This is a genomic window from Sphingobacterium puteale, assembly GCF_050986225.1.
GTDB lineage: Bacteria > Bacteroidota > Bacteroidia > Sphingobacteriales > Sphingobacteriaceae > Sphingobacterium > Sphingobacterium puteale.
Genome location: NZ_CP158959.1, coordinates 3,790,191 through 3,817,066 on the forward strand (window position 1 = coordinate 3,790,191; position 26,876 = coordinate 3,817,066).

Genomic DNA, 26,876 nt, shown 5'->3' on the forward strand with positions numbered 1-26,876 from the left:
ATTACACTAATTGCAATCATGACATTTACATTGATTTTGATTCCCGCGGAGATAACCTTATTACCGTCTTTTAGCAAGTCGTCTATTTATTAAAATTAAAAGTAATCCGATAAACACAAAAACCAAAGCTACGATCAGGCTATTTGTCAGTACTTGGTTCATTCCCAACATGGAAACATCAATGAAGGGATAGGGGTAAAATCCAGAAATTGCGCCGTGCCACAAAGTATATAGCAGGTAAAGGAACGGATAAAGTAACCAGCTAAAAACAGATCGCCATTGTAGGGCAGCTTTATCCAGCGAGCACCACCAATGAATTAACACCAATATAGGAACAATGGAATGAAGCATTTCGTCAACAACCCTGGTTATCCCTACCGGTTGCCACAAGTAGCGCAAAACTGTATTATAGATGAGTCCGACAATCAGAATATATAATGTTATCGCTGTAACTACTGCTGGTTTGACAAAAAATCGTCCGATGACATTCTGCGGAAAAAGTACGGCACTGCTGCAGCAAATTGCGACCATTAAATTCGTCAAAATGGTAAAGTAACTAAAAAATCGAACGACCAGATCACCAGTTGAAATCGTAGCATTACTCATACTAATCAAAAACTGCGCAATAATTGCAATCCAACTTAACAGCGCAATAAAAACTACGAGGCTTTTCTTGGTTAAAATCATCATATCCATTTACTATAATAAAAATAAACAATTTATCAAATAAAGTCCAGCCTATTCTACCAAAGCATGTTTCTCGAACATCAAAGCATTCTATTCATTTCTTCGAAAGAAAATATAGCCATGATGCTTCATTTCCCAAGACAATGTTGTAAATTCAATGTTATAAAAGATCAATTCATAGCGTACCCTGGATTAATGCGACCTATGTTCAAAATAAGCCTAGCAATAACGATCATTTTTCTCTTTTTAATAAGGACAGCTTTGGGTCAGGCAAATAAGGAATTTGCCGTTGGCTATGCTGACAGTTATGATAATCTTCCTACGATTTATTTTAAAAAAGCTACGGAACAAGATTATAAAAAGGCAAGTGCAGTAAATCAGCTTACCCACTCTATTCCAATTATTAATGGGAAAAATATTATTATTCCTACAGGGAAAGGAAAGATCAAGCTACACAAATACAACGATTCTCCGGATCAGCCGGAAGGGTTCCGGGGCTGGGAGTACAAAGGCTATTTTCCCATTCTAAAAAGTTACGCCCTGATCAGCCATAGTGTTTCGGAACATTTAGGTTTCAGTGACTTGGTATTGATAGACAGCAATAGTGCGGTAAAAAATACCATTATTTCAGTCGGCGATGCCGCAGTAGAGCTCCCTATTCCTTCACCTAGCGGCCGTTTTTTGACTTACTACTACAATTATGACTATGAGCGCAATAGCTGTTTTATAGGGCTTCTTAAAATACAGGATGGAGGGAACCGAAAAAAGGGACGTCTTTCAGAGCTCATGAGCTTTCAAACCAAGGATTGGGCTGTCGAGGATATCAGATGGTTAGATGATAATTCCTTTATCGTAAAAGCCTATGCCATGCAGGGCCAAGGCAGTCAAAAAAAGAAGCAGTTTATTTACTTCCTGACAAAGCTAGATACTGTCGTAAGACAAACCGATTGAACCAGGAATTACGCGTTGGAAAGCTTGTCTATTTTTTCTATTTTGCTTTCTCATATTTGTAGCTCGACGTATTATCTGCCCCCGCCAGGAAAACGAATACCCAGCCCCACCTGTTTTGTAATCTATCGAGATGTAGCTGATTATCCTGACCCAGCCATAATTGGAACTGATTATTTTTGATCTGTCCGTATATAAGTGGTATGGGTATGATAATCCGATTATGCCGGGAAACAAAATAATTGTCCTTCAGTTTTCCGTCAAGCAGAATACTCTTCTTTGCTGTATCCCCCAGCAGCCAGGTCGCCTTGATCTGGTTATTTCCAATTGTGCTAAGTCTGATTTTGGCATTTCTGAAATCTAGCAGATCAATTTTATCCCTTAAGATCAGCTGGTTCCAAAGAGAAGAAAATTCAGCATCTTCCTCTTGACTGCTCACATTATTATAGATACCGTCGAAAGCCTTTAATTCAGAAATTTCAAGCATCCCCTCCTTTCTGGTCTGCTTCAATGAAGCGCATCCACATACACTAAAAAAAGTACAAAGGAGCACAACTCCTACAGCTGTCTTTCCTGCCGGTATGCTTCGTCTCAATGTCATTGTTGTACAGTTTATATCCACTTAAATATAATCATAATTCTCCATATATTATTTTTTCGGACAGCCGTACAGTGCGCGTAGTATAGCATCATTTGGTTGACTTATTGTGTAACTCTCTTAAGCTTATAAGTCCACTCGTATTAAATTGTAAATCGCACTTGACATAAAGATACGTAGTTCAAAATAGAGTTTTTCCAATGTGGCAAGCCCTCATTAGTTATCAACTCGCATTTGCGTTTTTTAAGATATGCAAAAATAAATTCGCGGACAAAAAGCGAGCTTCATTTCTCCGATATACTATATTTTTTGAATTTAGTCTTTTAATGTATCTAAATGTTTTCTAAATTTGCATAACTGGTTATATAATTACTTATACTATTATGGAACTATTTGAAAAAACGGGAAAAATAGCCTTAGGTAGCAGATTACGCTATATGGCATCAAATGTAACCGATGAGGCAGCAAGGTTACACGAACTCTATCAGATTGATTTTGCTCCGAAGTGGTTCCCTGTTTTCTTTGTTCTTTCGGAAGGTGATTGCAAAACCATCACGGATATCGCGAACGAAATAGGTCACTCTCAGCCTTCGGTGACTAAAATTGTCAAAGAGATGATCAATGCCGGCCTGGTCGAGGACAATCTACGTTCCCAGGACAAACGAAGAAATATGGTTGGATTGACCAAGCAAGGCAAAGCGCTTTGGGAACGAATGCGAATCCAATGCATTGATATCGATCATGCCATTGATGGTATCATCCAGGAAGCTACCCATAATCTTTGGGAAGCTTTAGCGGAATGGGAGTTCCTTTTGGAACAAAAATCGTTATTGAAACGTGTACAGGAACAGAAGAAAATTCGTGAAAGTAAGGATGTGAGGATTGTCCCCTATCAGGCTGAATATCGTCAAGCATTTAAATCCTTAAACGAGGAATGGATCTCGACCTATTTTGAAATGGAAGAAACCGATCACAAAGCGCTTGACAACCCTGAAGAATATATTTTAGCAAAAGGAGGAAAAATTCTGGTTGCTCTTTATAATAATGAGCCGTTGGGTGTTTGTTCACTCATCAAAATGGATCACCCCGAATTTGATTACGAATTGGCAAAAATGGCAGTTTCCCCGAAAGCACAAGGTAAAAGTGTAGGCACTATACTGGGGCGCGCGATTATTGAGGAAGCGAAAACTCTGGGCGCGTCGAAATTATATCTGGAGAGCAATACCATACTAAAACCGGCGATCAATCTATATCATAAATTGGGTTTTCAGAAAATTACCGGCTACCCTAGCCCTTATCAGCGCTGTAATATCCAAATGGAACTTGACCTTAGAAACAGCTAGCCAAGAAAAACATTGCTAAGGCTAAAGCCTCCAAAGCTTCCCTTTACAGGAAGCTTTTATTATATTAATTATTTTTGAAAATAAAAGGTGATACTTTGATCATAATTGGTACATTGATATAAAAGATAATATGCAAGGTGTTAATAATTCAAATCAAGCAATGAGGCGACAGGCACTTTTTATGGATCTCTATAAAAGTGCGTTTCCTAAGGTGGCTAAATATGTAAGCCGCATGGGAGGCAACTTTGACGAAGCGAAAGATGTATTTCAGGACGCTTTGGTCATTTATTATGAAAAGGTTATCTTAACCCCAACGGCATTGAAAAATGATATTGGTTACCTTATCGGTACGGCGCGGAATCTGTGGTTAAAACGTTATTACCAAACAAGCCAACATCTGCCATTGGACAACCTGGAGATCTCTTTAACAGATGAAGAGTCTCCGTCCCACGGACGGCTGTTGCGCTTTCTGGAAACTGCAGGGCGTAAATGTATGAATTTATTAAAAAGCTTTTATTATGACCGACTATCGCTCCAAGAAATCGCAGATGAATTTGGCTATTCAGGAACACGGAGTGCCACAGTTCAGAAGTATAAATGCCTGGAGAAAGTAAGAGAGTCCATCAGAGAAAAATCGCCAGTTTATGACGACTTCATGGAATGAGACCCAACAGATAGAAACTCATCTGTTGGGGACAGCGAATCCTGGCGAAGCACTGTTATTTGATGCACATTTGTTGCTAGACAATGAATTGGCTGATAAAGTAATCGCACAGCAAAAAGCTTACGAAATCGTAAAACAGTTTGGTCGCAGACAATTGAAACAAGAAATTGAAGCAATACATCAAATACTGTTTACACAGCCCCAACATATCCGTTTTAGCCAAAAAATAAGGCGGCTATTCAAAAAAACATAAATCAAAAAAATCATGAATATTGATAAAAATGAGTTCCGCAAATTTGCGGTCGGGCACTGCTATGTCTCAAAAGATCGGGTAGATAATTATTTAAGCAGCGTTGAACGCAATAGCATCCCTTTAGCGATGACGCCCTACATTACCGAAGAACGCGAATTAAGGGTATCGCAAATGGATGTATTTTCCAGGTTAATGATGGATCGTATTATATTTGTGGGAGCACCTGTCGAATCCAATATCGCCAACATTGTACAGGCTCAATTATTATTTCTGCAATCCGTCGATGCCAAAAAAGATATACACATGTATATCAATTCCCCGGGAGGCGAAGTTTATGCGGGGCTGGGCATTTATGATACCATGCAATTAATCAGTCCTGACGTCGCGACCATCTGTACGGGTATGGCACTCTCGTTTGGCGCCATCTTATTATGTGGTGGTGCTGCGGGCAAGCGGAGTGCCCTGGCACACGCACGGGTCATGTTACATCAGCCTTTAGGTGGTGTCCAAGGACAAGCCTCCGACATTGAAATTACAGCCAATCAAGTTTTAAAAATAAAAAAAGAACTTTATGACATTATCGTCAAACATAGTGGACAAGCTTATCAGAAGGTACATGATGTCAGCGATAGAGACCATTGGATGGTTGCGGCTGAAGCAAAAGAATTCGGCATAATCGACGAAGTGCTGACCTAAGCGCCAATATGCTACCGGCAGTGAACAATCGCTATTGATAACGTGATATCAATAGCGATTTGTTGGTTTGTTTTGAAAAAAACATCAGCTATATATCTTTTCTACTTTTTTCCTGAATAACAAAAATTCGACAAATGTACATATTAAATAAACTATTGAAAAGAGCAGCAGCAGCCTTAGCGGCGGAAGCACGATATCATATCGGTAATAGTCGATCAAAACCTCGGCTCCCAGAACAAGAACGCAGATGAAGGGTATCCCTGAAAATGTCAAAAACGACAAAAAATAATTATACCTGATTTTTTCTATTTGATTGAGAAATAATGATAGGGAACTAAAAACGATCGCAACAAGGTACACCGTTGATAGCCCCAGATTTATCAATATATTCAATATACTGATAAACCTTTCAAAAAGGGTATTATCAGCCGAGTTCAGATCACTAATAACCATTCTATACAGAACGGATAGGGTTATGCTTATCAGAATATTGACCAGCCAAAATTGAAAGATAGTTTTTTTCATAACGTATAAATGCGCGACCTTTTATTATTTAACATATTAATTTTAGCTCGGTTCCTTTTCGTTTCTTACCCAAAAGATCTTATCTCGCAAAAATGATAAATTCCAATCTTCAATATAGATATTTCCTTCAAGGTCAGTCGACCCCTATTTTTATTCTTTCTTCTATTGAGAAGTTTATAAAATCACCTATCAACTTATGTATATTTCTTAATCTTATATCCAGGGCATAAGAACATCTTAAAACTATGTTTTTTCCTCATATAAATAAACTCCATTTTATATTCGAAAGCCTTTGCTTACAATTCGTTTGAAAAGAATACTTATTCGACATGTTGAAATGCTCATTAAAATTACCCAGGATTTCCTTCCCTATCAGCAACAGGTTATTTAGTCTTAAAAGATATTCAAATGTTGACAACAGGCTTGCTTATTGCCTCCACTAGCACGAATGCTCTACTGTCAGAAAGAAAAAAGCCCAGCGAAACGATAGCTGGGCCTGTAAAGCCGGTGACAAACAATTTATACTATATAATGGCTTAGTTAAAATTTATAGGCCAAGTTTAGTCGAAAGCCTTGGGGGTTGACTACCCGCCATCCATAATGGGTATATCCCCAGGCTCCGGGGTAGAACCCAACATAATTATATCGGTTGGTCACATTATTTACCAACAATGCAATGTGATAATTATTTTTTTGATAAGATGCGCCCAAATCTATAGAGAACAAATCATCAGGAAGGTATTTTTGATCTTGGACAACTGGCCAAGTTGCACGTTTGGCCTGATATTCGTAACCAGCTGAAAATCCCAGTCCCTCTAAATTACCTGCTGTCACCGTATATTTGATCCACGCATTGCTAATATGTCGGGCAGTACCGTATAACATGCCGCCTATTTTCTTTGGATCTTTATCTTTTGTTACTTTGGCATCAGTGTAAGCGTAATTGAAGACGACGTTCCAGTTTTTGTTAATCAGTCCATTGACGTCCAATTCGATTCCTTTGGATGTTGCTTCACCTGACTGTTCAAATTTACCGGGATTGTCGATACCAGCAGCGGTGAGCAGATTGGTTTTTGTTAAGTGATAGGCCGTTAAATTGATCATCAACCTATTCTGAAACCAAGTTTTCTTCACGCCAATCTCCTTATTCTTTCCATAGGACGGATCTGCTGCTCCCCCGTTCAAGAGCAATCCAGCTTGTTCCTGAAATGTTTCATCATACAAAGCATAGACCGTAAAGGTAGGTGTTAACAAGCCAGTTACACTAAAACGCGGGGTAAACGCTTCGTTCTTCACTTCGTTGCCATTATTGGCAATAGATACCTTTTTTGTTGCTGTATAACGTAGGCCGGCAGCGAGCCTGAGTCTATCCTGCAGAAAACGAACTTCATCCTGTATGTGTACAGAGCTGTACGAATAATCCGATAGATAATTCGCCCCACGTTCCCGTAAGGATTTGGAGCGATCATACACCGGTAACATATTTTTGGTTAAATTGCCGTAAACGGGATTATAGATATTAAAGACCACCTCTCCCATGGCATTGACCGGCAGCTTTTTGCTTGTGTCAGTAATACTGCCTGCAACAGACCAATCTGCCACGTAGAACTTCTTACCCATGTCCAAACCTGCAAGAATATTGTGACTGACTTCGCCAGTTTTGAACTTTCCGCGTGTAAATACCTGTCCCACCGTTGATGTATTTAAGGCATCATTGATGCTAACATTACGGGTTACATCACCTTTTTTAATTCCATCAGATCCATCTTTTAATGCAATTGTATTGTAATTCGCATACAAAGAGGCTCCTTTCATTTCAGAGCGGACATAACCAAACTGTGCCGTCAGCAGCCAATCCTCATTCAAATTATGGCTGATCGTTCCATAAACATTGTGCTCCCAAGATTTGGTCGGATCCATAATCGGATCACTAAATGAAAAATTCTTCTTTAGCTCCTTAAAACCGTCTGTCCCATAGACATATTTCGAAAAACCACCTTCAAAATTATTTTGAGAGAGGATATATTCAACGATTACATTGGTATTTTCACTCGCATTGTACTTAAAAGATGGATTCAGAACAAACTGTTCGTGATTGACATTTTGTTGAAAATTACCTTTCTTGGTTCCCATTACATTAAACCTTCCCAAAAACTTTCCATCGTTGCTCAATCTTTGGTCAATGTCAACCGCGGCACGCAATAGATTATAGCTACCCAAAGTCATTTGTGCGATTTTTTGATTCGTTCCCGACGGCTTTTTGGTCACTATATTATAGAAACCTCCAGGCTGTGTATTTCCCATCATAAATCCTGCTGGGCCCTTCACGAATTCAACACGTTCCACAAAGGCCATATCCTCACGTAGCGGCCCAAAACTACCGCTTACATCCATTCCATTACGCAGGTTAGAGGCTTGAAATCCCCGTACAGCGATACCGACACTCCCCTCTTCCTGATGTGTAATGGTCCGCACGCCACTTACATTCCGGGATAGCCCTTCCGCTGTGGTCAAGATCATTTGATCATTAAGTAAACGCTGGTCGATTACCTGAATGTTCTGCGGAGTCACCAAAAGATTTTCACCGAGACGCAAGGTCGAAGATGGTATAGTCGTTTTATTGGCCACAACATTTGCTGTCGATAACACATAGGACTTTGTACTGTCCACCTTTGTGGAGTCAACTGCAAGCTTTATTTTACTTTTCAATTTTTCTGGTTTGCCGCTCTGTGCCAATACAGCAGTCGGCAAAACCAGGACGCTCCAGAGAGTACTTTTCTTTAACATACATTATTTAGAATTAATATAATTAAATTTACACCACAAATTTAGAGTAGATAGACCCAATCGAATTTCGAATTCGGGAGAAAAACATTAGAATATGGGAGTAATTAAAACAAATCACGAACTGATGGCGGATGTACTACGCTTTTATGATCAGGATGAAGATGACCAAACTGTAAAGCGGCTGGATTCGCCCTTGGGCAGCTTTACAACAACCTATATTTATAATAGTCCTGAGTTTATCATTAGAGATTACGCCTATAGTTTTGCACAAGACATTACGCTGGCGTACAAAACCGCCACAAAAAATTACATTCAAATTGCCTTTTTCCTGAATCAACAGGTGCTAAAAGATCGTATTAACAACAAATGCAATAACTATTTACCTCAGCACAATTATATCTATTTCACGCCTTCGGAATCCGATGTAGAGATATTCTTCGAGAAAAATATAGCCTATCGCAATTTTGATATCTATGTTGAGTCAGACTATTTTCATCAGTTTATTGCAGAAACACAACTTGTAGATTCCTTTATAGATGAAGTTGATCAGAATAACTTTGTCCGTTTGGTTGAAGCGGGTATTCCTCTGAGTCCGCAAATGCTTCACATTCTCCAAGAGATGAAATCCTATAGTAAAACGGGTATTCTGCGGCAGTACTTTATGAAAGGCAGAATAATGATCCTCCTGCAATTGCTATTTGAATCGATCAATCATGAAAATAAGCAAATGGATACGGAGAGCTGTTATCGAGAGGCTGACGCCAATGTATTTTATGCAATTCAAGATTTTATTACACAAAATACCAGAGAATTCTATACGATCGAGCAGCTAGCTATTAAATTCGGCATCAATCAATACAAACTGAAAAAGGGATTTAAGGAGATATCAGGCATGGGGTTATTCCAGTTTGCGACGAAAGTACATATTCAGAAAGCAATCTCTCTGTTAAAAACAACTGATCTATCTATTAAAGAAATAGCATTCAGAACGGGATATTCTTCTCCATCATCCTTTTCTGTGGCCTTCAAGAAGCAATGTGGCGTAGCGCCAATTCAACTTCGAAAAAAATCGGAAGCGCTACTTACACCACGAGGTCTCTCCGTCAAACAAACTGAGTCGTTAAAAGATAGAGCTTATCTACAATCTGATTAGGATTTATTTACATTACCTGCATCAAAAAATAGCCGCTATTTGCTCAAGGAAAGAAATCTGCTGCACATTGATTTTCCTCTTGGCCTCTTCCATTGTAAACCATGCGCCACTGTCTATTTCCGGATATGTCTGTATCCTACCGGATTTTGGTGGCCATTCCATCTGAAAATTATTACTGACAAGACTGTCGGTATCAATGTCGCCCTCAACAGCCCAGCAATGTACAATTTTTCCGCCTTTTTGCTTAATAGGATTTAATTGTATAAAATTCCCGCGAGGCAAATAGCCAGTTTCCTCCTGAAACTCCCTCTTAGCTGTCAACAGTTCACTTTCATTGTCTTCAACCTCCCCCTTGGGCACAGTCCACCATCCTTCGTCTCTTTTTGCGAAGAAGGGACCGCCGGGATGAACCAGAAAAAAAGAAATTTCTGCTCCCTGGAATTTATACAGTAATATCCCTGCACTGAATCTCGTTTTTGTCATCTGATAAACGCATTGAAAGCAAAGCTTTACAATTATTACTAATTTTCAATTTTCAGAACGCCGTTTCTTATTTTACACAAATATTCGACTTAATCTTCTTCTAGGTAGATCTTGTGAACGACAAACCTAACATTTTTACTAAATAATAGCATATCATCCACATCCTCGGAATCTATCGCATAAAGCGTATCTACCTCACCGCCATCCAAAAGTTCAGCATCGGGTATCAGCTCAAAAAAAGTGATCCCCTCTATTGTAGATAGTTCCTCAACCTTAATATAGGATATTCCTTGATTTTTCCAGATGGACAGAATCCCATCGGAAAATAATTGATACATATTAGCTTGCATTGACATGTTGCAAATTAGGAAAAAATTGGCTTATTACAGTTCCCTTATAATGTACATAATATCTTAATTGCTATTTTGCTTCCAGGATTGGTTTTGGGCATCTTTTTATAAGGCTGCTTCGCCTTGTCTTTTTGGCCGGCTTTCAGATAAGCTTCTGTTAGCCTATCATATAGATTTCCGCTCGTCGGATATAAAATCGTATTGACACTAAAAATATCGGTAGCCTGAGCCAATTTTAATAGAGCAGCTCATAATCCGTTCCGTTCAAAAAATCTTCAGCCAGCAATCTATTCGTACTGCCTGTTTTGTCTGTTGATATGTTTTTACTCCAGCTTCAAGGCCAATAGATTATGGCTATCAGAACGGGTTGAACAACATTTAGGATCGGCCTAAATTATAGAAGGCCCTACGTGTTTTTAAAAATTTAATATATATTTATGTATCTAAAACTTATACATGTTAGAAAATTTCGCATTCTATCTTTTTTTGGTTCTATTGATCACCATGCTTATTATGCTGGCAAAAAAAATTCAGGTCGCCTATCCTGTTTTGCTTGTGGTAGCTGGGCTTTTAATAAGTTTTATTCCGGGAGTACCACCCATAAAGATAGAACCTGAATTAATATTTATTATTTTTCTGCCACCTCTACTGTATGAAGCCGCTTGGTCAACCTCCTGGAAGGAGCTTTGGCGATGGCGCAGGATTATTTTCAGCTTTGCTTTTGTCGTCGTGTTTTTTACAGCATTATCGGTAGCGATTTTCGCAAACTATTTTATCCCCGGATTTTCTTTGGCCCTGGGCTTTTTATTGGGCGGAATTGTTTCTCCTCCCGACGCAGTAAGTGCAGGTGCAATTTTGAAATTTGTAAAAGTGCCGAAAAGATTGGCTTCCATTCTTGAAGGAGAAAGTTTGCTGAATGATGCTTCTTCGTTAATAATTTTCCGTTTTGCGATGATTGCAGCCGCAACTGGACAATTTGTATGGTATGAAGCCGCAGGAAACTTTGTGTGGATGTGTGTAGGTGGCGTAGGTATAGGAATCTCAATGGCCTATATTTTCCTTAAAATGCACAAGATTTTACCTACCGATCCAAATACAGATATATTATTGACTTTCATTGCGCCCTTCTCCATGTATTTGGTCACGGAAGAATTTCACGCTTCTGGGGTCTTGGCGGTAGTAAGCGGTGGCTTGTTTCTCTCTTATCGAAGTCACGACTTTTTGAGTAGCGCCTCCAGAATACGTACTGTAACGGTTTGGGAAAGCTTTTGTTTTCTACTTAACGGAATTGTTTTCATGCTTATCGGATTGGATCTACCCGAAATTGTTAATGGATTGGGCGACACCGATATTTATACGGCGATCGGTTATGGTCTGGCGGTTACCGCTGTACTCATTATTGTACGAATTCTCGCTGGTTATGCGGCGGTAATTACTACATTAATTATGAGAAATTTCATCACTGTGGCGGATGCGCAGTCTCCCGGATGGAAAACTCCCATGATCATTGGCTGGACCGGAATGCGGGGTGTGGTTTCTTTGGCGGCGGCACTTTCAATACCCTTGACTTTGGCTGACGGTACACCTTTTCCACAACGAAATCTGATCCTCTTTATCACATTTGTCACCATTCTTTTAACATTACTTGTCCAAGGACTTACCCTTCCCTTTCTATTGAAAAAATTCCCACTTGTAGACCGGGATTTTGTGAGAACGGAGAAGGAAATAGATTATGAAATTCAAAACAAGCTTGCTCAGGTAGCAGTGGATAAAATCCGTCAGGATTATGCAGACAAAATAGATAGTTTTCCCACATTGAAAGACCAATTGCAGAAATATGAAAATCAATTGATGAGTTCGGAAATCATCATTAATTACGCTGAATATCGAAAAATCTATATTGACATTCTGGAAACTCAACGGATATGGCTTATCAATAAAAATCGTGAAGAGCTTTTGCTTGATGAGGAAATTATCCGAAAACACTTACGTCTGCTTGACCTTCAAGAAGAAAGAATGAATATGAAAAGCTAGTAAGTTGAGGCAAAGCTTGCACTATATTTACTATTTTACCAAAAATATCGCGAAAGAAACCTGACGAAGGCTAAAATCTATTTCCTGATTTTATAAAAAGCGACATCAATCCGTTAGATTAAGATGCAAATAAGAAAAGAGAACGACACTATTGGAACAAAGATTTTATAGACTATCTATCAAATGCCAGCCCAGTAGCAGGCCAATAATGAGAAAGCAGGCTGACATCAAAGCAATGCCATAGGACCCATAAGTAAAACGTTCCTCTTCAATCTGTTTAACCACTCTCCTATACTTGATGTAAGCCAATACTACAGTAACAGAACCGATAATAACAATCGAAATACCAACAACCCCAGAATACTCATGTTCAATATTCATCGTTTTTTTTGAATTGAGCATTAATGTTACCTGTTGGATAAATAAGGAAAACTTAACAACGACAAAACCAAAGCCCATGATACCCAAACTCGTGGTTATCCAGGCTAAGAATGTACGCTCGTTGGCCAAATGATCATTGATTTTTTTAGAGTTATTCTTTTCCATCATATTTAATAAAATACATTTTCAAGGCTCTTCATAAGACCTTTGTTGTAATTCCGTAGATAAACCATCAGCCGGTGCAAATTGTTTAAATGAACGCAAAAATAAATAGCTGTGACAAATACTTTTTTGGGCGATGGAATAAATTTCTTTACTCGGGGAAAAATACCTGGTCAAAAAGTTTTTTTGCGGCAAATACACCATACTATACGGATTACACATTTGAAAACTACGGATATGTCATAAATACGGTCTTTTGGGTACAGCTTTTGAGTTACGAAAGGAAAAAAATATAACACCTTAATCATAATACTTAACATGGAAAATATAGATCAAAAAGCAAAAAAAATGGGATTAGAAAAGGGATATTATCTATTATTGATGGCTATTTTGGATATCCCTGTTGATAACGAAAATGAAGACAGCAAAAAGGCCTAAGTGTATGAGAAGAGTCGTTATTATAAGTACCTATCCACCCCAGGAATGTGGATTGGCAACTTTCACAAAAGATCTTAAACAAGGCATGAGTGCTGACGGGAATACCATCGTCGATGTGATTGCGGTATCCAGATCCAGCGTTGAAGAGTTCGATCCATCTGTTCGCTTTGTTATTGACAAGGAAAGATTGGATAGCTATATTCAAGCCGCTCATATTATCAATGAAGAATATAACTATTGTATTATTCAGCATGAGTATGGTATATTTGGCGGCGCTGATGGTCTATTTATTAATCAGCTTGCCAATAGTTTAAATATACCTTTGCTAACGATCTTTCATACCATATTGCAATCTCCCTCATTACGTCAAAAGGAAATTATGGAATCGCTCCTCATAAAATCGCAAGCTGTGGTATCCTTATCACCAAAAGGAAGCGAATTGTTAATGGAACTGTTCCCTATGGTTGACGATAAAAAAATTAAAGTGATTCCTCACGGTGTGCCACAATTTGATTACAACCAAGGGTTAGCAAAATACAGATTAGGTTTTCAAGATAATTTTGTGATGATGACTTTCGGCTTAATTGGTCGAAGCAAAGGACTTGAATATGCGATCCGCTCCTTGGAAGGATTGGATTTAGCAAATTTCAAATACTTGATCGTGGGCAAAACGCATCCGAATGTTCTGGCTCACGAAGGTGAATCCTATCGTTTTGAATTACAAAGCCTAGTGGCTCAGTTGAAATTACAAGATAAAGTAGTTTTTGTAGATGAATTTTTAAGTGATGAGCAACTGAAAGAATACTTAACAGCTTGTGATATCTATTTATCCCCCTATCAACATGAACAACAAATCAGTAGCGGGACATTATCTTTTGCTGTCGGTGCAGGTGCTGCGGTCATTTCGACACCCTATTGGCATGCAACAGATCTCTTGACAGACGAGCGGGGAATTCTCACTCCCTTCAGCGATATTCAAACAATGAGCGAGAATATCCAATTGCTTTATCAATCTCGAAGACTGCTGGCTTGGCATCGTTTCAAAGCGCGTAGTTACGGCGAACAGACAACCTGGAAAATGGTTGCAAAGGTCTATCTTGAGGTACTATCCAACTTATCAACGCCGATACGGTCCTTAGCACATTACAAAAATTACCATTCGTTTGATTTAAAACAGGAAGCATAAGAAATAGCGTCTCTCCAATTAGAGAGACGTTTCTATTTATAGGCTGATATCCGATCTACGCTGATTTTTTAGAGCCAAGTTAAATGCACGAAGTGCCCTAATGACATAAACCCTTTGCGCTTCCTCAGCTCCGGTGTTTGCTTCTAGTTCCACTTTTTCAGTATGTACAATCTGCTCTTGGTAAGCGATTGAAAAAAATGCGTATAATTTCCCCTTTGATTCGGGCACGATAGTCGCATAACCCGTCGTCGCAATACCCCATTCCGTATGAAATAAAGTCGCTATCCTCACCGCCATTTGTTCAGCGATAAGCGGTGATACACAGTCACACTTTTGGGCTTCCTCTACATCGACATCCAATAGACGGATTTTTTCTTCTAGGGTGTATGCTGTCATTCCTCCCCCATAGACATCCATCGCACTTTCCATTTGTGCACAGGCAAACTGTAGCAGGCCTGCAGTAACACTCTCTGCTACTGCTAAACGCTCATGGTGAGCTAGGAGCGAGTTTCTAATTTCCTTAAGTTGTGCCTTGAAAAATTGTATTTTGTTCATATCCTTTAGATTTGCGCTCACTGAAATACAGATCCTATTTCGTTGTTTCCTTAAAACCGTTACTATAAGACAGAATATATACTAACCCGAGGTGTATCGACCATTAGGGATTTCAGGGCGAAAAGAATGTTATTATTATACAACTCCGTTGATAAAAATGCCTGTGCGTCTTCGGCCGTATCAAAAACATGTAATAATTGGATATAACCATCCCCAATTAGCAACTCTATCGAAGTTGCGCCTTTTATCTGATCAATAAACGAGTCCCGAAATTTTTCATATATGCCTGATACGGCACCTTTATCGCTATTATTAATTTTTAAGGTTACTTGTAAATAAGCTTTTGCCATGGCATTAGTTTTTATAATGATTAAACTTTCTCATAATGGTGATCTTTAACAGGCTAACAAAAGCCAACAGAACATTGTTTGTTTTTATTCCAAAACAATCATTAAACAGCTATTGTTATTAATGAAAAATACATCAAAATTATGGGAAATTTATTATACATTATCGCCGTTATTTTAGTAATTATTTGGGCAATTAGTTTTTTAGGAGGGTACGCAACAGGAAATATCATCCACACATTGTTGGTTATTGCAATTATAGTGGTATTGTTGCGAGTTATCCGCGGTGCGGCATAAATGATTGTTTTTTACAAAAGTTTATTCTTTCTATTAAAAGAATAAGAAAAATAGCACAGATCAGGAATATTTCAATAAAATAGAACATTCCTGGTCTGTGTTATCAAGACGCTAAATAATAATTTTAAAATTTTTGTCTGTTGCCAGTAAAACAACGCTAAGAATACACATCATTAATGAATTATAAAAATGATGGTATTCTCCATAAGCCATATGTGCCGTAAAAGCACCTATTGCAAATGGAAACAAAAGTAAAACCCCCAGCAACTCGCCTACTCCGATGCCCAGTGTCCAGGTTTTATTAAAACCTAAAGAATCCATGCTTTGCATCATGGACTGCTTCTGAAAAACTTTGAATAATGAGGCATATCCAAATACATAGAGGTAATAGGCATAACTCAACCAATGAACGACAAATTTTATAGTTTCCATTTTATACTAAAACTCCACCAACACGATCAACGAAAGCTACTGGAAGGATCACTGTGGTATTGCTTTCACTTTATCTACGATTGGAGGAAGATGGAAAATAAATATTCTTTCTTATCTCTTGCATGAGGGCAAATTACGTTATGGTGAACTGCGAAAAAGACTCGTCGGCATTTCAGAACGTATGCTCATTGCTAAACTGAAAGAACTTGAACAGGACAAACTGGTCAATCGTATTGTCTATCAACAAGTTCCCCCGAAGGTTGAATATGAACTAACAGCATTGGGACGCTCATTGGAAAATATTTTAATCCTTATGGATGAATGGGGAGAGACAAATATGTAAAATAGAGTCCCTGTGTTTGAATATACAGGGACTCTATTTTATTGTTGATACCCTAGGCCTCGGTTCACAGCTTTCATGTGATTGTGGGCATTAATTTTTGGAAAGTGCATAAAGCGCAAAAGTACCCAGCCAATGTGAGCCCATATAGTCGTCTTTGGAAGTAATATTGGGCAACGAATATTTCAGATGTTTATTGGCTAAACCATGCAGATGATTTAGCTCAGGAAGTGCCTTTGCAATACCGTTTAGACAAGTCGCCCGGCTAAAATTTAATCCATCCAAATGAACCAAATGCCCGTCTGTACGGTCTTTCACAATGCCGGGTTCCAAGTTAAAATCCGGATTGAAAAGATCAGGCAGAAAATCTTTCAGCCATTTTCGATATTCATCCTGTCTTAAAACCACACTCATGCAAAGTGCCTCCTCAAGACAGGGCGAAAGAAAGTCGCTTCCGCTGGGCTCAAAGGAGATATTACAATTTTTGTCATGGCTATATAGCCTTACAGCATTTGTCATCAATGATTTTTCGAAAGCAACCTGATTTGTTCCCCGTGCAAAATCCAATACCAGCGATAGGCCAAAAGCAGAATTATCATGATAGCCGGTTCGAATCGGATAAACCAATTTTGGCAAATATTCCTGATAGGCTTTCATGATATGTTTTACCATCGGATCGAGAATTTTTGCCCAGCGTTCCGCATCTGGATCTTTCCAGGTTAATAGTTCTTTTTGCAATTGTAATAACCAGGCCCAACCATAGGTGCGCTCAAAGTTTTTATTATTCTTATCCTGAAAAAAAGCTAATTCAGTTGCTGCATTTTCTGCAGTGATATTCCTGTTCAGCTGTTTCCGGATTGTGCCGGACTTATCCAAATCGGGAAATTGCTTTAAAATTCGTACGATTGACCAATAACCATGGACTGAGGAATGCCAGTCAAAGCAACCATAAAAAATTGGATGTAATGTACGCGGTCCCTTCAAATCTTGGTCACTTCCGAGTACTTGTCCCAATTTGTTCGGATATTCTATCTCAATACAATGCAATGGCAATGTAAGCAAATGTCTTGCTTGGGCACTATCCAATTGTATCGGGACATTATTTGTGCTATTATTTACCTTGATCTCTGAATTATTGTGGCAGGAAATAGCCAGTATTGAGCTACAGATCAGTCCTATTATTCTTTTCATTTCTTTAAGTTTTAGTTTCATTTTTCAGGATGAGGTTTATTTGAAGTTGATAATCCACTGCTACATTAATCTTTACCTGAAGCCTCCTGAAGCAACTGTTTAACCAAGATTGGAACCGCTACGGTTGCTGCTTCTTCAAAACATTTTATCCGACCTAATGTTGTATTGTTCGGAATTTGCTTGTCGATCAAAAAAGACCGGCAATAATGAGGCGCAAATTGCCGCAACCCAGCAGCTGGATAAACCTGTAAGGAGGTTCCGATAATAATGAGGATATCCGCCCTTGAAACATAGGACATTGCGCGTTCAATCTCCGGAACAGCTTCACCAAACCACACGATATTCGGTCGCAGTTGACTTCCTTTTTCACAGAGATCTCCCATTTTTATTTCTTCGCCTTCTATCTGGTAAATCAAACGATCGTCAATGGATGACTTGGATTGATCCAACCGACCATGTAAATGTATAATCTTTGTAGAGCCGGCCTGCTCGTGCAACAAATCGACATTTTGTGTGACGATCGTGACCTGATAGGCCGATTCCAACTGACGTAACGCGAGATGCGCAGCATTTGGCCTTGCGGCCAGCGCAGCCTTCCGTCTAAGGTTGTAAAATTCCTGAACAAGCGCCGGATTTTTTTTCCAGCCTTCAATAGAGGCTACAGCCATTACATCATGACCCTCCCATAGTCCATTTGCATCCCTAAAAGTAGGTATCCCACTTTCGGCAGAAATCCCCGCTCCTGTTAATACAACGATATTTTTCTTTTCCATGTGCTTGCTTAATCCTTTAAAAATAAATAAATCTTATGAATCTATTGAGTTTGAAAGGATAACTTTTTTAACAAGAGACGAGTTCATTACTCGTTTATCAATTTAGTAGCGTAGTTATCAGGAAGCTCAAGCCGAATAGAATCTTTGCTGGCGGCGGCTTTTCGGTTCATTTCATCGAAAGAACGCTGGTAATAAACGAAGGCCTTATTGGGTATACACAGATCTTTAGCCTGTTTTACAGAAAAATGATAACGGTTATCCGACAGCTTGACATGCTTATAAATACGATAGGTTACAATTTGAATCTGTACCTTGTCAAGCTTCGGTATCGTTTCCAAATCAGCCGGTTCGTGAAAGTATTTCTCATTGAAATACATGAATTCATCTGAATTGGCGAGCCATTCCAGATTTATTTTTCCCTCCACCACTTTATTCGCTAGCGAATCCGCACGTTGTCGTTCCATCTTATTTCCATCTCCGGCAGTACAGGAAACCCATAGTGCGATCCCAGACAGGGATGCAAGAAAAGTATGCAATAGACTCATCCGCCTAATTTAGTATAAAAATAATACCCGTCATAACGGCGACATCAAAAAATATTTTTAATCAAAAAAGTCCGGGATGCTGGCATCCCGGACCAAATAATTTATTTAGTTACTATTAAAGATTGTTTTCAATGGCGCCAACTTTCTCACGATGCAATGCCAAAGGTGAATCCAATAATACCGCAATAACAGTCATATTTTTATCCAAGCGTTCCTTTGGTACCTGAATATAAACAATCCCCGGAATACTGCTCCAGTAAAGTTTATTGAAGATCTCATGGTTGATCATGGATCCTTCACCCACCAGCCTAATCCGGGCAATACCGTTTTTTATTCCTTTGAGCGCGATAGGCCCTGTTGGTACCCCTTCGACAAAAAGGTAAAGGGTCTGACGATCCTTTGAAAGCGCACTTAAACCTTCATAATGTCCCTCAGGTAGTCCCTTTCCAGTCTCATAAAGTGCTTCTGCATGCTTCTTAACCCAGTCTAAAACAGCTGGATTTGTCAAATTTTCCACAGGTAGCTTTGACTCCATGCCATCTATAGTTAAACCGGAATGATCAAAGATATTTTTTCCACTATGGAGCAGTGATGCGATTTGATTTAATGCGGTATTGGTTTGCTTGTTGTCGAGTACAGCTTGTAATGTAATAGCTTCTTCCCGAGGTGCGTGCCACTGCACCTTGTCTTTGAATGTCAAGGCCAATACTGTGACGTCCTGATCAAAGTTAACTTTTGTCAGGTCCAATTGGACCTTTTCATCCAACAATACCGCAGTTACCTTAGAAGCAGCATCTCCAACAACAGAAACCGCCTGAATAGCATCATTCAGCAAACCCTTTAACTGCAATTGTTTTTTTTGTTCATATACATAGAGATAGAGGGTTCTTCCATCTTTTGACAAAGCGGACTTACCGTTGTAATTTTCGAATGGAATGCCTGCTCTTGTGCCATATATTGCCGAAGCGTGTTTATTCGTCCATCTTCCCAATTGCTTCAAAATATTCATCTGCTCTTGGGGAATGCTGCCGTCTGCTTTTGGGCCGATATCCAGGAGGAGGTTTCCACCCATGGAAATACAATCTACCAAAGTACGGATAATCATATTGGGTGACTTGTATTTCTTGTCAAAAGGCTGATAGCCCCAAGAGTCATTCATGGTATAGCAGAGCTCCCAGAATTTAGCATCCGGCCGGCTTACAGGAATCCCCTGTTCAGGAGTCTCGTAATCGCCATGGTTATTCAACCGCGAATTAATAATGATATTGGGGTTATACTTGCGCAAAAGTGATAACGTTTCCTTAGATTTCCACTCCTCAGCACTATGTTCCCAGTCCCCATCAAACCAAATCAATTCAGGTTTATATTGCTGTGATAATTCGCTTAATTGTTTTTGATAATATTCAACATAATGGTTCCAACGATTGGGCTCCTTAGCTAGTTCGTAGCGCTTTCTTGCACGTGTAAAGACATCGTAATAAGGATGGCTCCAATCCGGCAGAGAATAATAGAGACCTGTATGTAATCCCTCCTGCTGAATAGCCTGAACAAATGGCGTAATAACATCCTGTTTGGCAGCAGCATCTTTTAGAGTGCTAATCGCTTTATCCGCCTGAGTATTCCACAAGGAAATCCCATCATGATGTTTCGTGGTAATCACAGTATATTTTGCGCCTGCTTGTTTGATCAGCTTAGCCCACTCCTTTGGCTTATAATTTTTGGCCGTAAAACCATCAAGCTGTTTGATGTAATTATCGTGGTTAATATAATTATTGAAGAATGACCAGGACTCAGAGATCCCTTCAACGGAGTAGATCCCCCAATGAATAAAAATCCCTAGTTTGGCATCTTCAAACCAATCCATTTTTTGTGCTGAAATAGTGTCCTGAGCGCTGACGTTGAAGCACGCCGACGCCAAAAGAACAAAAAGAGAAACCTTTTGAAACTTCATAAAGTTAAATTATCGATTACATAACGAGTTTAAGCCAGCAAAATACATATAAAACATTATAATTTCATTGTGTAAGCGATAAATTACAGCGATGACGCTCTTGCTAAACCGAATAACTCCTTAATATGATCGGCAGATTCTCAGGACGTAGCATTGCTGCGCACAATTATAATTGTATTTCAACGCAAATTTATCTAAGTTTGGCGGGTATGATCGAATTATATACAGACGGGGCATCTAGTGGAAATCCAGGCCCAGGAGGGTATGGAACTATCTTAAGGACTATCTATACAGGCGACAATGAATCGTTCAAGGGAAAATTAATTGAAAAGGAATTTTCAGGAGGGTATAGAAAAACAACAAATAACCGTATGGAGCTGATGGCCGTCATCATAGGGCTCGAAGCATTAAAAAACTTAAATCAGGCCGTTACGGTATATTCCGACTCTAAATATGTCATTGATGCCATTGACAAAAAATGGGTATACGGATGGATCCAGAAAGGCTTTGCCGGCAAAAAAAATAAAGACCTTTGGATGCGTTTAATGAATGTTTATAAACTACATAAAGTGAAATTGGTTTGGGTAAAAGGCCATGCTGGCCACCCTTTGAATGAACGTTGTGACCGCTTAGCTGTGGCCGCATCCAAAGATATGGCCAATTGGAAAATCGACACGGTATTTGAAGTCGAAGAAAACAAATAGCAGGATACAAATTCAACGGTCGACTTTGAGAAATGAGGCAGGTAAATTTGGATATTGCACAAATTAGCGAAAAGGCACCCGATCCATTGGAACTAAGTGCCTTTTTTTAAATAATGTAAGGTGAAAAGGTCTAACTGGAATCAGTCCGATATCTAGAAATTCTGTTTCATTGAAAAAGAGTTTGCTTCTTAAAAACGAAATGCTGGTGCGGCGATCTCCTGAACCTTACTTTCCCGAAACTCCTTCATACTGCTCGGCTCCTTGCTTTCTAATTCAGCAAAGTCCACCACCCCGTTATCCTTGGCCCACCGAAAGTAAGCGGTAGATAGGCGCGATACCACATCGTGATGTTGTGCCGCAATATCTTTTCGTTCGCTCGGATCTTGTTCCAGATCATATAGTTCCCATTTGTAGGATGGCCAGCTGGAAACCAACTTCCACTTCCCTATCCGCGCAGCACGGTTTCCGGCCCGCTCCCAAAAAAGACCTTCTTCACGCGTTACCGTATCCTGCTGATTGAACAGCACCGGAAGTAAGCTTTTTCCGGGAAGTTTATTAACCTGATGCCCTTGATATTCCTTGGGATAATTGGCTCCGGCAAGTTCATAAAAGGTTGGCGCCAGGTCGATGATATGGCCAGTTCCTTTTTTGATGCCACTGGCGATTTTCCCCGGAAACCAAGCGATAAATGGGGCATTGATCCCGCCCTCGTAGGTGTAATCTTTAAATGCCTTGAATGGAGTATTTGATGCGTAAGACCAATTTTTACTTTGTGATTCAAATGAACCTACCGTACCCACTGGTCCACTGTTTGCCCGAGCGCCATGGAACCAACGGACGAGGTCCTCTGCAGGTGCACCATTATCCGACAGGAACACAATTAAGGTGTTGTCTAACTGGTCATTTTCTTTGAGTTTTTGCAACAATTTACCGATGGTCTGATCCAAGCGGTCGACCATTGCAGCGAACACTTCCATTTTCCTGGCCCACAACTGTCTTTGGTCAAAGGATAAACGTTCCCAGTCGTAGATATCTTCGTCGGCAATGGAAAGTTTGTACGTATTATCAACTATCCCCAGTTCTTTTTGGCGCTTAAACCGTTCCCTACGGATGCTCTCCCAACCTTTATCATAGTAACCCTTATACTTGGCGATATCCTGTGGTAGAGCTACTAAAGGCCAATGCGGTGCCGTATGCGCTAAATATAGGAAGAACGGTTTATCCTGATCCTTGATCTGATCCAGAAAACCTTCAGCCTCCCGATTGATCACTTCTGTAGAAAAAGAGCTTTCCAAGGGATAGCCTGCAGCATCTGTCGCTCCTTTAAATGTCGGGGCACCTGAATCTGAATTCTTTTCTTCTCTTGGAAAAACAAAATCAAAACCACGGTCCCAAGGCAGGCTCTTTCCTTTACCAGACACATGCCATTTGCCTGATGTCGCAGTGACGTAGCCATTGGCACGAAGAACTTCGGCAATCGTCAATGATTCCGCATTGAGGTAACCTTGGTAAGCCGGTAAGCCCAAATCATTGGAAAAATATCCCACGCCAGCTTTGTGCTGGTACTGACCCGTAATCAGGGATGCACGTGTTGGCGCGCAGATGGAGTTATTATAAAATTGTTTTAACCGTATTCCCTCGCTGGCCAGACGATCCAGATTGGGAGTTGCGATCTCCGATCCGTAAGCGCCCAAATCGGAGTATCCGAGGTCATCGGCAAGAATCAAGATAATATTCGGCTTGTTGCTTTGTGCCACAAGAGCACTTGCTCCACCAAAAATAAGGGCAATACATAGTGTTAGTTTTTTCATTTGATAAGAATTTTTATATGTTTTTAGTGTCCATGATAAAAATGATTCTTTTCACTCGGTTCGAGTATATCATCAGGGTTTTCATAAGCCTATCTTTTATACCTAGCGCAACTGACTGTTTATTTTCAGCAGTTTATAGTCCACTACCCCATTCTCTTTTGCCCAAAGCTTATAACGCGCTTCGAGATCTTCAACAATTTTCGGGTATTGATCTGCGACATTATTGTTTTCCCCCCTGTCTACATCGATATTGTACAGCTGAGGTTTATTCCCCTCTTTGAATAAAGACACTAGTTTCCATTTACCATAGCGTACGGCTCTGTTGCCGGCTCGTTCCCAAAACAATGGATCAGGACGCTCAACCTGACTTTTATCGGTATGCAATAAGGCTCTCAGGCTAATCCCCGGTAAAGGATTGATGGGTAAGTTGCCCTCTACTGAGGGATATTTTGCTTGGGCAAAATCATATAATGTCGGGGCGATATCAATCAGGTGTCCCGTACCTTTCTTGACGACGTTGGCTTTCACTTCCTTTGGAAACCAGACAATAAACGGCGCACCGATACCGCCTTCATAAGGATTATCTTTATAGCTCCTCAAGGGCGAGTTACCCGTTTGTGACCAATTGCTATTTTGCATATCATAAGAACCCGGCAGCCCCACAGTCTCCGTATTCCGCGAGGTATAAATGCGGTTTCGATCACCGCCTTGTGCACCGTTATCGGATAAAAAGATGATAATGGTATTCTTGTCTTTTTTCAGTTCCTTCAAGGTTTGTCGCACTTTTCCGATACTCTGGTCAATGCGATCGACCATAGCAGCGAACACCTGCTGTCGACGTTGCCAGTATTGCTGTTCATCATAGGTGAGCCTGTTCCATTCCTGTACACTTGGATCCTTTGTCGAAATAGGCTGTCCTTTCGGAAAAACTCCGCTTTGAACCGCATTTTCATAACGTTTCATACGCAGACTATCCCAGCCCTGCCGGTATACGCCCTTGTATTTTTGGGTTTCTTCTTCCGGAGCCTGCAAAGGCCAATGTGGTGCATTAAAAGCGAGATACAGAAAAAACGGTTTTTTATCCTGCTCTTGTTCACGCAGAAAGCCAATTGCCTGATCAGTAATCTCGTCCGTGAGGTAACGTCCTTGTGGTAGATAGAAAGGTTTATTATTTCGATACAAAGGCACGGTAGGATTTTCAGGTCCATTGATTTCATAAAAATTGGAAGCCCCACCCACAAAATTAAAGGAGCGTTCAAAACCACGTTGCGCAGGCCATTGGTCATAATCATCGCCTACATGCCATTTTCCGGAGATAATGGTAGAATAGCCTGCCCCTTTTAGCACTTCCGCCAGCGTGAGCGACTCGTGGTTTAAAAAGCCCTGGTATGCTGGCAGGCCAAGGTTAACGTTAAAATACCCCATACCCGCGCGATGAGCATATTGTCCTGTCAATAATGTTGCTCGCGTCGGCGCACAGATCGAATTATTATAAAACTCCTGGAAACGTGTGCCCTGTTTTGCCAATTCCGTCAAATTTGGTGTATGGAAATCTGTTCCGCCATAAGGCGCTATATCTGAAAAGCCCAAATCGTCAACGAGAATCAAGACAATATTTGGTCGCTTATCCTGCGCTGTACTTCTATTCAGCAAGCAACTTAGACAGGTCAATAAAAGAATAAATACTGTTTTCATAATTTATCTTGTTTTGTTTTATAGTACGAATAAAAATAGATTGCTCCATTACAGCAATACCATTCGTTATTTAACCAACCAATCTGAATGTTGAACCAATTTTGGATTCAAATTCAGCTCCCGTTGCGGTGTTGGAAAATGAAGATGTCGCGCTGCAGCATTTGTTTTTCCCGCAGTTTTTAGTTTTGTGATGTAATAGTTTGCTCCACGACGTACCAAGTCAAACCAACGTTGGTACTCATAGACAAATTCCTTGCGTCGTTCCTCAAGTACCAGTTCCCGAAAGCTATCTTTGTTTTCCGTATCGGAAAGCTTTTCAACGCCAGCACGTATACGGACGGCATTGATCGCATCACGCGCTTCCTGCGTTGGCCCATTTAGCTCATTTTCCGCTTCTGCCAAAATGAGAAGGACTTCAGCATATCGTATGATGGGTGTATTCTTTGAAGACTGCGCCTGGTTGCCGACTACGGTCTGGTCATAATACTTATTGAATTGTGGTTTGACTAATGCATAGTATTTTCCATCTGTGGGTGATGTCATGCCAGTTGTAAATGTTACGGAAAGGCGTTTATCAGTCGCTGCAAAGCTCTTGTACAGGCCACCTTCGGCATGTAGGGCATCGGCATAGTCCCCATTGATACCGGGTATATCTGCTGGAGCGGAACGACTGGCCAATGAATTCCCTTGGTAGCCGCTGTTTCCTTTAAACTGCGCTGAAAAAATATGTTCAATACCATTTTTTTTATCTATATCGAAGACATCTGAAAAATCCGAAAAAAGTGCATACCCCTCTTTGTCAATCACATCCTTGGCTAACAATTTGGCATTAGTCCAATCCGATCTGGTTAGGTATACCTTGGCCAGGAGGCTTTTAGCCGCGCCGGATGTAGCACGCCCTTTGTCCGCATCGCCATAATTCTTATAATTCGGGAGACTGGAGGCAGCTTTTAGATCGTTTATAATCTGTGCATAGACTTCGTCTTCTGAAGCTTTTGCCACGTATAACTCTTGTGCTGATAAGCCTTCTGTAGGACGTAAGACAAGCGGAACAGGGCCAAACCAACGCACTAGATTGAAGTAATGTAATGCACGCAGAAATTTGGCTTCGTTGACCAGGCGTTGTTGCACCATGACATCTATCTGATTTTGATTCATCGCTTCGATGTTAACGATATTTAGATTTGACGCGTTGATGGCATCATAGCTTTGTTTCCAGAGTTGTTCCATCCGATCGTTTGAGGCGTCGTGTGTTAAATTACTGATGGCGCGCACATGGGCATTTCGCGCCCGAGGCCCTGCTTCATAGTCATCTGTTGCCATCTCCACGCCAATCTGAAATAAGCTGTTGTACAACGATTGCCCCGTCTCATACAGTTTACGATAAGTGCCTGTTACTGCGGCCACTGCTTGTCCCTGGTTCAGATAAAACTGTTCGGAAACCAATGCACTTTCGGGCTTCTCGGTCAATTTTGAACAGGAGATTCCTGTTAACAAAACGGACAATAAAGGAATAGAATAATATATTTTTTTCATTGGATCTGTAA

General features: G+C 40.1%; 27 protein-coding genes and 1 pseudogene. 12 read left to right on the forward strand and 16 right to left on the reverse strand.

The features are described from left to right. Positions 1 to 60: 60 nt before the first annotated feature. Positions 61 to 690 (reverse strand): Pr6Pr family membrane protein, encoded by a 630-nt coding sequence (locus tag ABTV71_RS16075; RefSeq protein ID WP_433900258.1) that lies wholly within the window; start codon positions 688 to 690, stop codon positions 61 to 63. A 201-nt stretch (positions 691 to 891) separates the two neighbouring features. On the opposite strand from ABTV71_RS16075, the gene ABTV71_RS16080 reads away from it, so the two are divergent. Continuing rightward, positions 892 to 1,638, forward strand: a complete 747-nt coding sequence (locus tag ABTV71_RS16080; RefSeq protein WP_433900259.1) for a hypothetical protein — start codon at positions 892 to 894, stop codon at positions 1,636 to 1,638. A gap of 37 nt (positions 1,639 to 1,675) precedes the next feature. Here ABTV71_RS16080 and ABTV71_RS16085 read toward each other — a convergent pair whose 3' ends face one another. Next, positions 1,676 to 2,236 carry a hypothetical protein gene (locus tag ABTV71_RS16085; protein ID WP_121122936.1) on the reverse strand — a complete coding sequence of 187 codons (561 nt, stop codon included), beginning with the start codon at positions 2,234 to 2,236 and terminating at the stop codon, positions 1,676 to 1,678. A gap of 380 nt (positions 2,237 to 2,616) precedes the next feature. Here ABTV71_RS16085 and ABTV71_RS16090 point away from each other — a divergent pair, with 380 nt between their 5' ends. From ABTV71_RS16090 to ABTV71_RS16110, 5 genes and pseudogenes are all read left to right on the forward strand, one after another. After that, positions 2,617 to 3,576, forward strand: coding sequence for a bifunctional helix-turn-helix transcriptional regulator/GNAT family N-acetyltransferase (locus ABTV71_RS16090; RefSeq protein WP_433900260.1), 960 nt, complete (start codon positions 2,617 to 2,619; stop codon positions 3,574 to 3,576). Between the two features lie 130 nt (positions 3,577 to 3,706). Next, on the forward strand, positions 3,707 to 4,240 hold the full coding sequence (locus tag ABTV71_RS16095) for an RNA polymerase sigma factor (protein WP_433900261.1): 534 nt from the start codon (positions 3,707 to 3,709) through the stop codon (positions 4,238 to 4,240). Continuing rightward, complete coding sequence (locus ABTV71_RS16100; RefSeq protein WP_121122931.1) at positions 4,221 to 4,493, forward strand: hypothetical protein; 273 nt, start codon at positions 4,221 to 4,223, stop codon at positions 4,491 to 4,493. The genes ABTV71_RS16095 and ABTV71_RS16100 overlap by 20 nt, the downstream gene beginning before the upstream one ends. 12 nt (positions 4,494 to 4,505) lie before the next feature. Further along, complete coding sequence (locus ABTV71_RS16105; protein WP_433900262.1) at positions 4,506 to 5,189, forward strand: ClpP family protease; 684 nt, start codon at positions 4,506 to 4,508, stop codon at positions 5,187 to 5,189. A gap of 894 nt (positions 5,190 to 6,083) precedes the next feature. Next, positions 6,084 to 6,254, forward strand: a pseudogene (locus tag ABTV71_RS16110) (hypothetical protein); the annotation flags it as partial. Here the strand turns inward: ABTV71_RS16110 and ABTV71_RS16115 are convergent. After that, the gene (locus ABTV71_RS16115; protein WP_433900263.1) at positions 6,255 to 8,501 is read right to left on the reverse strand and encodes a TonB-dependent siderophore receptor; all 2,247 of its coding nucleotides are present in this window, start codon (positions 8,499 to 8,501) and stop codon (positions 6,255 to 6,257) included. Positions 8,502 to 8,595: 94 nt separating this feature from the next. On the opposite strand from ABTV71_RS16115, the gene ABTV71_RS16120 reads away from it, so the two are divergent. Further along, positions 8,596 to 9,654 carry a helix-turn-helix domain-containing protein gene (locus tag ABTV71_RS16120; protein ID WP_433900264.1) on the forward strand — a complete coding sequence of 353 codons (1,059 nt, stop codon included), beginning with the start codon at positions 8,596 to 8,598 and terminating at the stop codon, positions 9,652 to 9,654. Between the two features lie 21 nt (positions 9,655 to 9,675). Here the strand turns inward: ABTV71_RS16120 and ABTV71_RS16125 are convergent, their stop codons facing one another. Both ABTV71_RS16125 and ABTV71_RS16130 read right to left on the reverse strand, forming a co-directional pair. Further along, positions 9,676 to 10,137: an NUDIX hydrolase gene (locus ABTV71_RS16125; RefSeq protein WP_433900265.1), complete on the reverse strand. Its 462-nt coding sequence runs from the start codon at positions 10,135 to 10,137 to the stop codon at positions 9,676 to 9,678. A gap of 89 nt (positions 10,138 to 10,226) precedes the next feature. Further along, positions 10,227 to 10,475, reverse strand: a complete 249-nt coding sequence (locus ABTV71_RS16130) for a hypothetical protein (RefSeq protein WP_433900266.1) — start codon at positions 10,473 to 10,475, stop codon at positions 10,227 to 10,229. A gap of 468 nt (positions 10,476 to 10,943) precedes the next feature. Between ABTV71_RS16130 and ABTV71_RS16135 the strand changes: the two genes are divergently transcribed. Then, entirely contained in the window at positions 10,944 to 12,521 is a 1,578-nt protein-coding gene (locus ABTV71_RS16135; protein WP_121122915.1) for a Na+/H+ antiporter, read from the forward strand. A 165-nt stretch (positions 12,522 to 12,686) separates the two neighbouring features. Here the strand turns inward: ABTV71_RS16135 and ABTV71_RS16140 are convergent, their stop codons facing one another. Then, positions 12,687 to 13,070 (reverse strand): YidH family protein, encoded by a 384-nt coding sequence (locus tag ABTV71_RS16140; RefSeq protein WP_245971280.1) that lies wholly within the window; start codon positions 13,068 to 13,070, stop codon positions 12,687 to 12,689. Between the two features lie 436 nt (positions 13,071 to 13,506). Here ABTV71_RS16140 and ABTV71_RS16145 point away from each other — a divergent pair, with 436 nt between their 5' ends. Further along, complete coding sequence (locus ABTV71_RS16145) at positions 13,507 to 14,688, forward strand: glycosyltransferase (RefSeq protein ID WP_433900267.1); 1,182 nt, start codon at positions 13,507 to 13,509, stop codon at positions 14,686 to 14,688. Between the two features lie 36 nt (positions 14,689 to 14,724). On the opposite strand, the gene ABTV71_RS16150 is transcribed toward ABTV71_RS16145, so the two are convergent. Both ABTV71_RS16150 and ABTV71_RS16155 read right to left on the reverse strand, forming a co-directional pair. After that, positions 14,725 to 15,243 (reverse strand): CinA family protein, encoded by a 519-nt coding sequence (locus ABTV71_RS16150; RefSeq protein ID WP_433900268.1) that lies wholly within the window; start codon positions 15,241 to 15,243, stop codon positions 14,725 to 14,727. Between the two features lie 62 nt (positions 15,244 to 15,305). Next, positions 15,306 to 15,593, reverse strand: a complete 288-nt coding sequence (locus ABTV71_RS16155) for a hypothetical protein (RefSeq protein ID WP_433900269.1) — start codon at positions 15,591 to 15,593, stop codon at positions 15,306 to 15,308. A gap of 141 nt (positions 15,594 to 15,734) precedes the next feature. Here ABTV71_RS16155 and ABTV71_RS16160 point away from each other — a divergent pair, with 141 nt between their 5' ends. Beyond that, the gene (locus ABTV71_RS16160) at positions 15,735 to 15,887 is read left to right on the forward strand and encodes a lmo0937 family membrane protein (protein ID WP_108633825.1); all 153 of its coding nucleotides are present in this window, start codon (positions 15,735 to 15,737) and stop codon (positions 15,885 to 15,887) included. 111 nt (positions 15,888 to 15,998) lie between these two features. Here ABTV71_RS16160 and ABTV71_RS16165 read toward each other — a convergent pair whose 3' ends face one another. Then, complete coding sequence (locus ABTV71_RS16165; RefSeq protein WP_433900270.1) at positions 15,999 to 16,319, reverse strand: DoxX family protein; 321 nt, start codon at positions 16,317 to 16,319, stop codon at positions 15,999 to 16,001. Between the two features lie 79 nt (positions 16,320 to 16,398). Here ABTV71_RS16165 and ABTV71_RS16170 point away from each other — a divergent pair, with 79 nt between their 5' ends. Next, on the forward strand, positions 16,399 to 16,662 hold the full coding sequence (locus ABTV71_RS16170; RefSeq protein ID WP_433903714.1) for a winged helix-turn-helix transcriptional regulator: 264 nt from the start codon (positions 16,399 to 16,401) through the stop codon (positions 16,660 to 16,662). Positions 16,663 to 16,752: 90 nt separating this feature from the next. Here ABTV71_RS16170 and ABTV71_RS16175 read toward each other — a convergent pair whose 3' ends face one another. The 4 genes from ABTV71_RS16175 to ABTV71_RS16190 all read right to left on the reverse strand — a co-directional run bounded on the left by ABTV71_RS16175 (position 16,753) and on the right by ABTV71_RS16190 (position 21,119). After that, positions 16,753 to 17,850, reverse strand: a complete 1,098-nt coding sequence (locus ABTV71_RS16175; protein WP_433900271.1) for a DUF2891 domain-containing protein — start codon at positions 17,848 to 17,850, stop codon at positions 16,753 to 16,755. A 65-nt stretch (positions 17,851 to 17,915) separates the two neighbouring features. After that, positions 17,916 to 18,623 carry an SIR2 family NAD-dependent protein deacylase gene (locus tag ABTV71_RS16180; RefSeq protein WP_433900272.1) on the reverse strand — a complete coding sequence of 236 codons (708 nt, stop codon included), beginning with the start codon at positions 18,621 to 18,623 and terminating at the stop codon, positions 17,916 to 17,918. A gap of 86 nt (positions 18,624 to 18,709) precedes the next feature. Beyond that, positions 18,710 to 19,168: a hypothetical protein gene (locus ABTV71_RS16185; protein WP_433900273.1), complete on the reverse strand. Its 459-nt coding sequence runs from the start codon at positions 19,166 to 19,168 to the stop codon at positions 18,710 to 18,712. A 115-nt stretch (positions 19,169 to 19,283) separates the two neighbouring features. Then, a complete protein-coding gene (locus ABTV71_RS16190) occupies positions 19,284 to 21,119 on the reverse strand; it encodes an alpha-L-fucosidase (protein WP_433900274.1) in 1,836 nt (611 codons plus the stop codon). Positions 21,120 to 21,328: 209 nt separating this feature from the next. On the opposite strand from ABTV71_RS16190, the gene rnhA reads away from it, so the two are divergent. Beyond that, complete coding sequence (gene rnhA / locus ABTV71_RS16195) at positions 21,329 to 21,823, forward strand: ribonuclease HI (RefSeq protein ID WP_121122894.1); 495 nt, start codon at positions 21,329 to 21,331, stop codon at positions 21,821 to 21,823. Between the two features lie 188 nt (positions 21,824 to 22,011). Here the strand turns inward: rnhA and ABTV71_RS16200 are convergent, their stop codons facing one another. The 3 genes from ABTV71_RS16200 to ABTV71_RS16210 all read right to left on the reverse strand — a co-directional run bounded on the left by ABTV71_RS16200 (position 22,012) and on the right by ABTV71_RS16210 (position 26,865). Continuing rightward, entirely contained in the window at positions 22,012 to 23,634 is a 1,623-nt protein-coding gene (locus tag ABTV71_RS16200) for an arylsulfatase (protein ID WP_433900275.1), read from the reverse strand. A gap of 102 nt (positions 23,635 to 23,736) precedes the next feature. After that, positions 23,737 to 25,329: an arylsulfatase gene (locus ABTV71_RS16205; RefSeq protein WP_433900276.1), complete on the reverse strand. Its 1,593-nt coding sequence runs from the start codon at positions 25,327 to 25,329 to the stop codon at positions 23,737 to 23,739. A 66-nt stretch (positions 25,330 to 25,395) separates the two neighbouring features. Next, positions 25,396 to 26,865 carry a RagB/SusD family nutrient uptake outer membrane protein gene (locus ABTV71_RS16210; RefSeq protein WP_433900277.1) on the reverse strand — a complete coding sequence of 490 codons (1,470 nt, stop codon included), beginning with the start codon at positions 26,863 to 26,865 and terminating at the stop codon, positions 25,396 to 25,398. Between the last annotated feature and the right edge of the window lie 11 nt (positions 26,866 to 26,876).

Coding starts and splice junctions, on each gene's coding strand:
- ABTV71_RS16190 (WP_433900274.1), bottom strand. CDS start 21,119: ATGAAGTTTCAAAAGGTTTCTCTTTTTGTTCTTTTGGCGTCGGCGTGC.
- ABTV71_RS16100 (WP_121122931.1), top strand. CDS start 4,221: ATGACGACTTCATGGAATGAGACCCAACAGATAGAAACTCATCTGTTG.
- ABTV71_RS16080 (WP_433900259.1), top strand. CDS start 892: ATGTTCAAAATAAGCCTAGCAATAACGATCATTTTTCTCTTTTTAATA.
- ABTV71_RS16185 (WP_433900273.1), bottom strand. CDS start 19,168: ATGAGTCTATTGCATACTTTTCTTGCATCCCTGTCTGGGATCGCACTA.
- ABTV71_RS16115 (WP_433900263.1), bottom strand. CDS start 8,501: ATGTTAAAGAAAAGTACTCTCTGGAGCGTCCTGGTTTTGCCGACTGCT.
- ABTV71_RS16130 (WP_433900266.1), bottom strand. CDS start 10,475: ATGTATCAATTATTTTCCGATGGGATTCTGTCCATCTGGAAAAATCAA.
- ABTV71_RS16085 (WP_121122936.1), bottom strand. CDS start 2,236: ATGACATTGAGACGAAGCATACCGGCAGGAAAGACAGCTGTAGGAGTT.
- ABTV71_RS16120 (WP_433900264.1), top strand. CDS start 8,596: ATGGGAGTAATTAAAACAAATCACGAACTGATGGCGGATGTACTACGC.
- ABTV71_RS16200 (WP_433900275.1), bottom strand. CDS start 23,634: ATGAAAAAACTAACACTATGTATTGCCCTTATTTTTGGTGGAGCAAGT.
- ABTV71_RS16145 (WP_433900267.1), top strand. CDS start 13,507: ATGAGAAGAGTCGTTATTATAAGTACCTATCCACCCCAGGAATGTGGA.
- ABTV71_RS16105 (WP_433900262.1), top strand. CDS start 4,506: ATGAATATTGATAAAAATGAGTTCCGCAAATTTGCGGTCGGGCACTGC.
- ABTV71_RS16095 (WP_433900261.1), top strand. CDS start 3,707: ATGCAAGGTGTTAATAATTCAAATCAAGCAATGAGGCGACAGGCACTT.
- ABTV71_RS16155 (WP_433900269.1), bottom strand. CDS start 15,593: ATGGCAAAAGCTTATTTACAAGTAACCTTAAAAATTAATAATAGCGAT.
- ABTV71_RS16150 (WP_433900268.1), bottom strand. CDS start 15,243: ATGAACAAAATACAATTTTTCAAGGCACAACTTAAGGAAATTAGAAAC.
- ABTV71_RS16210 (WP_433900277.1), bottom strand. CDS start 26,865: ATGAAAAAAATATATTATTCTATTCCTTTATTGTCCGTTTTGTTAACA.
- ABTV71_RS16160 (WP_108633825.1), top strand. CDS start 15,735: ATGGGAAATTTATTATACATTATCGCCGTTATTTTAGTAATTATTTGG.
- ABTV71_RS16165 (WP_433900270.1), bottom strand. CDS start 16,319: ATGGAAACTATAAAATTTGTCGTTCATTGGTTGAGTTATGCCTATTAC.
- ABTV71_RS16205 (WP_433900276.1), bottom strand. CDS start 25,329: ATGAAAACAGTATTTATTCTTTTATTGACCTGTCTAAGTTGCTTGCTG.
- ABTV71_RS16135 (WP_121122915.1), top strand. CDS start 10,944: ATGTTAGAAAATTTCGCATTCTATCTTTTTTTGGTTCTATTGATCACC.
- ABTV71_RS16140 (WP_245971280.1), bottom strand. CDS start 13,070: ATGATGGAAAAGAATAACTCTAAAAAAATCAATGATCATTTGGCCAAC.
- ABTV71_RS16075 (WP_433900258.1), bottom strand. CDS start 690: ATGATGATTTTAACCAAGAAAAGCCTCGTAGTTTTTATTGCGCTGTTA.
- ABTV71_RS16125 (WP_433900265.1), bottom strand. CDS start 10,137: ATGACAAAAACGAGATTCAGTGCAGGGATATTACTGTATAAATTCCAG.
- rnhA (WP_121122894.1), top strand. CDS start 21,329: ATGATCGAATTATATACAGACGGGGCATCTAGTGGAAATCCAGGCCCA.
- ABTV71_RS16175 (WP_433900271.1), bottom strand. CDS start 17,850: ATGAAAAGAATAATAGGACTGATCTGTAGCTCAATACTGGCTATTTCC.
- ABTV71_RS16180 (WP_433900272.1), bottom strand. CDS start 18,623: ATGGAAAAGAAAAATATCGTTGTATTAACAGGAGCGGGGATTTCTGCC.
- ABTV71_RS16090 (WP_433900260.1), top strand. CDS start 2,617: ATGGAACTATTTGAAAAAACGGGAAAAATAGCCTTAGGTAGCAGATTA.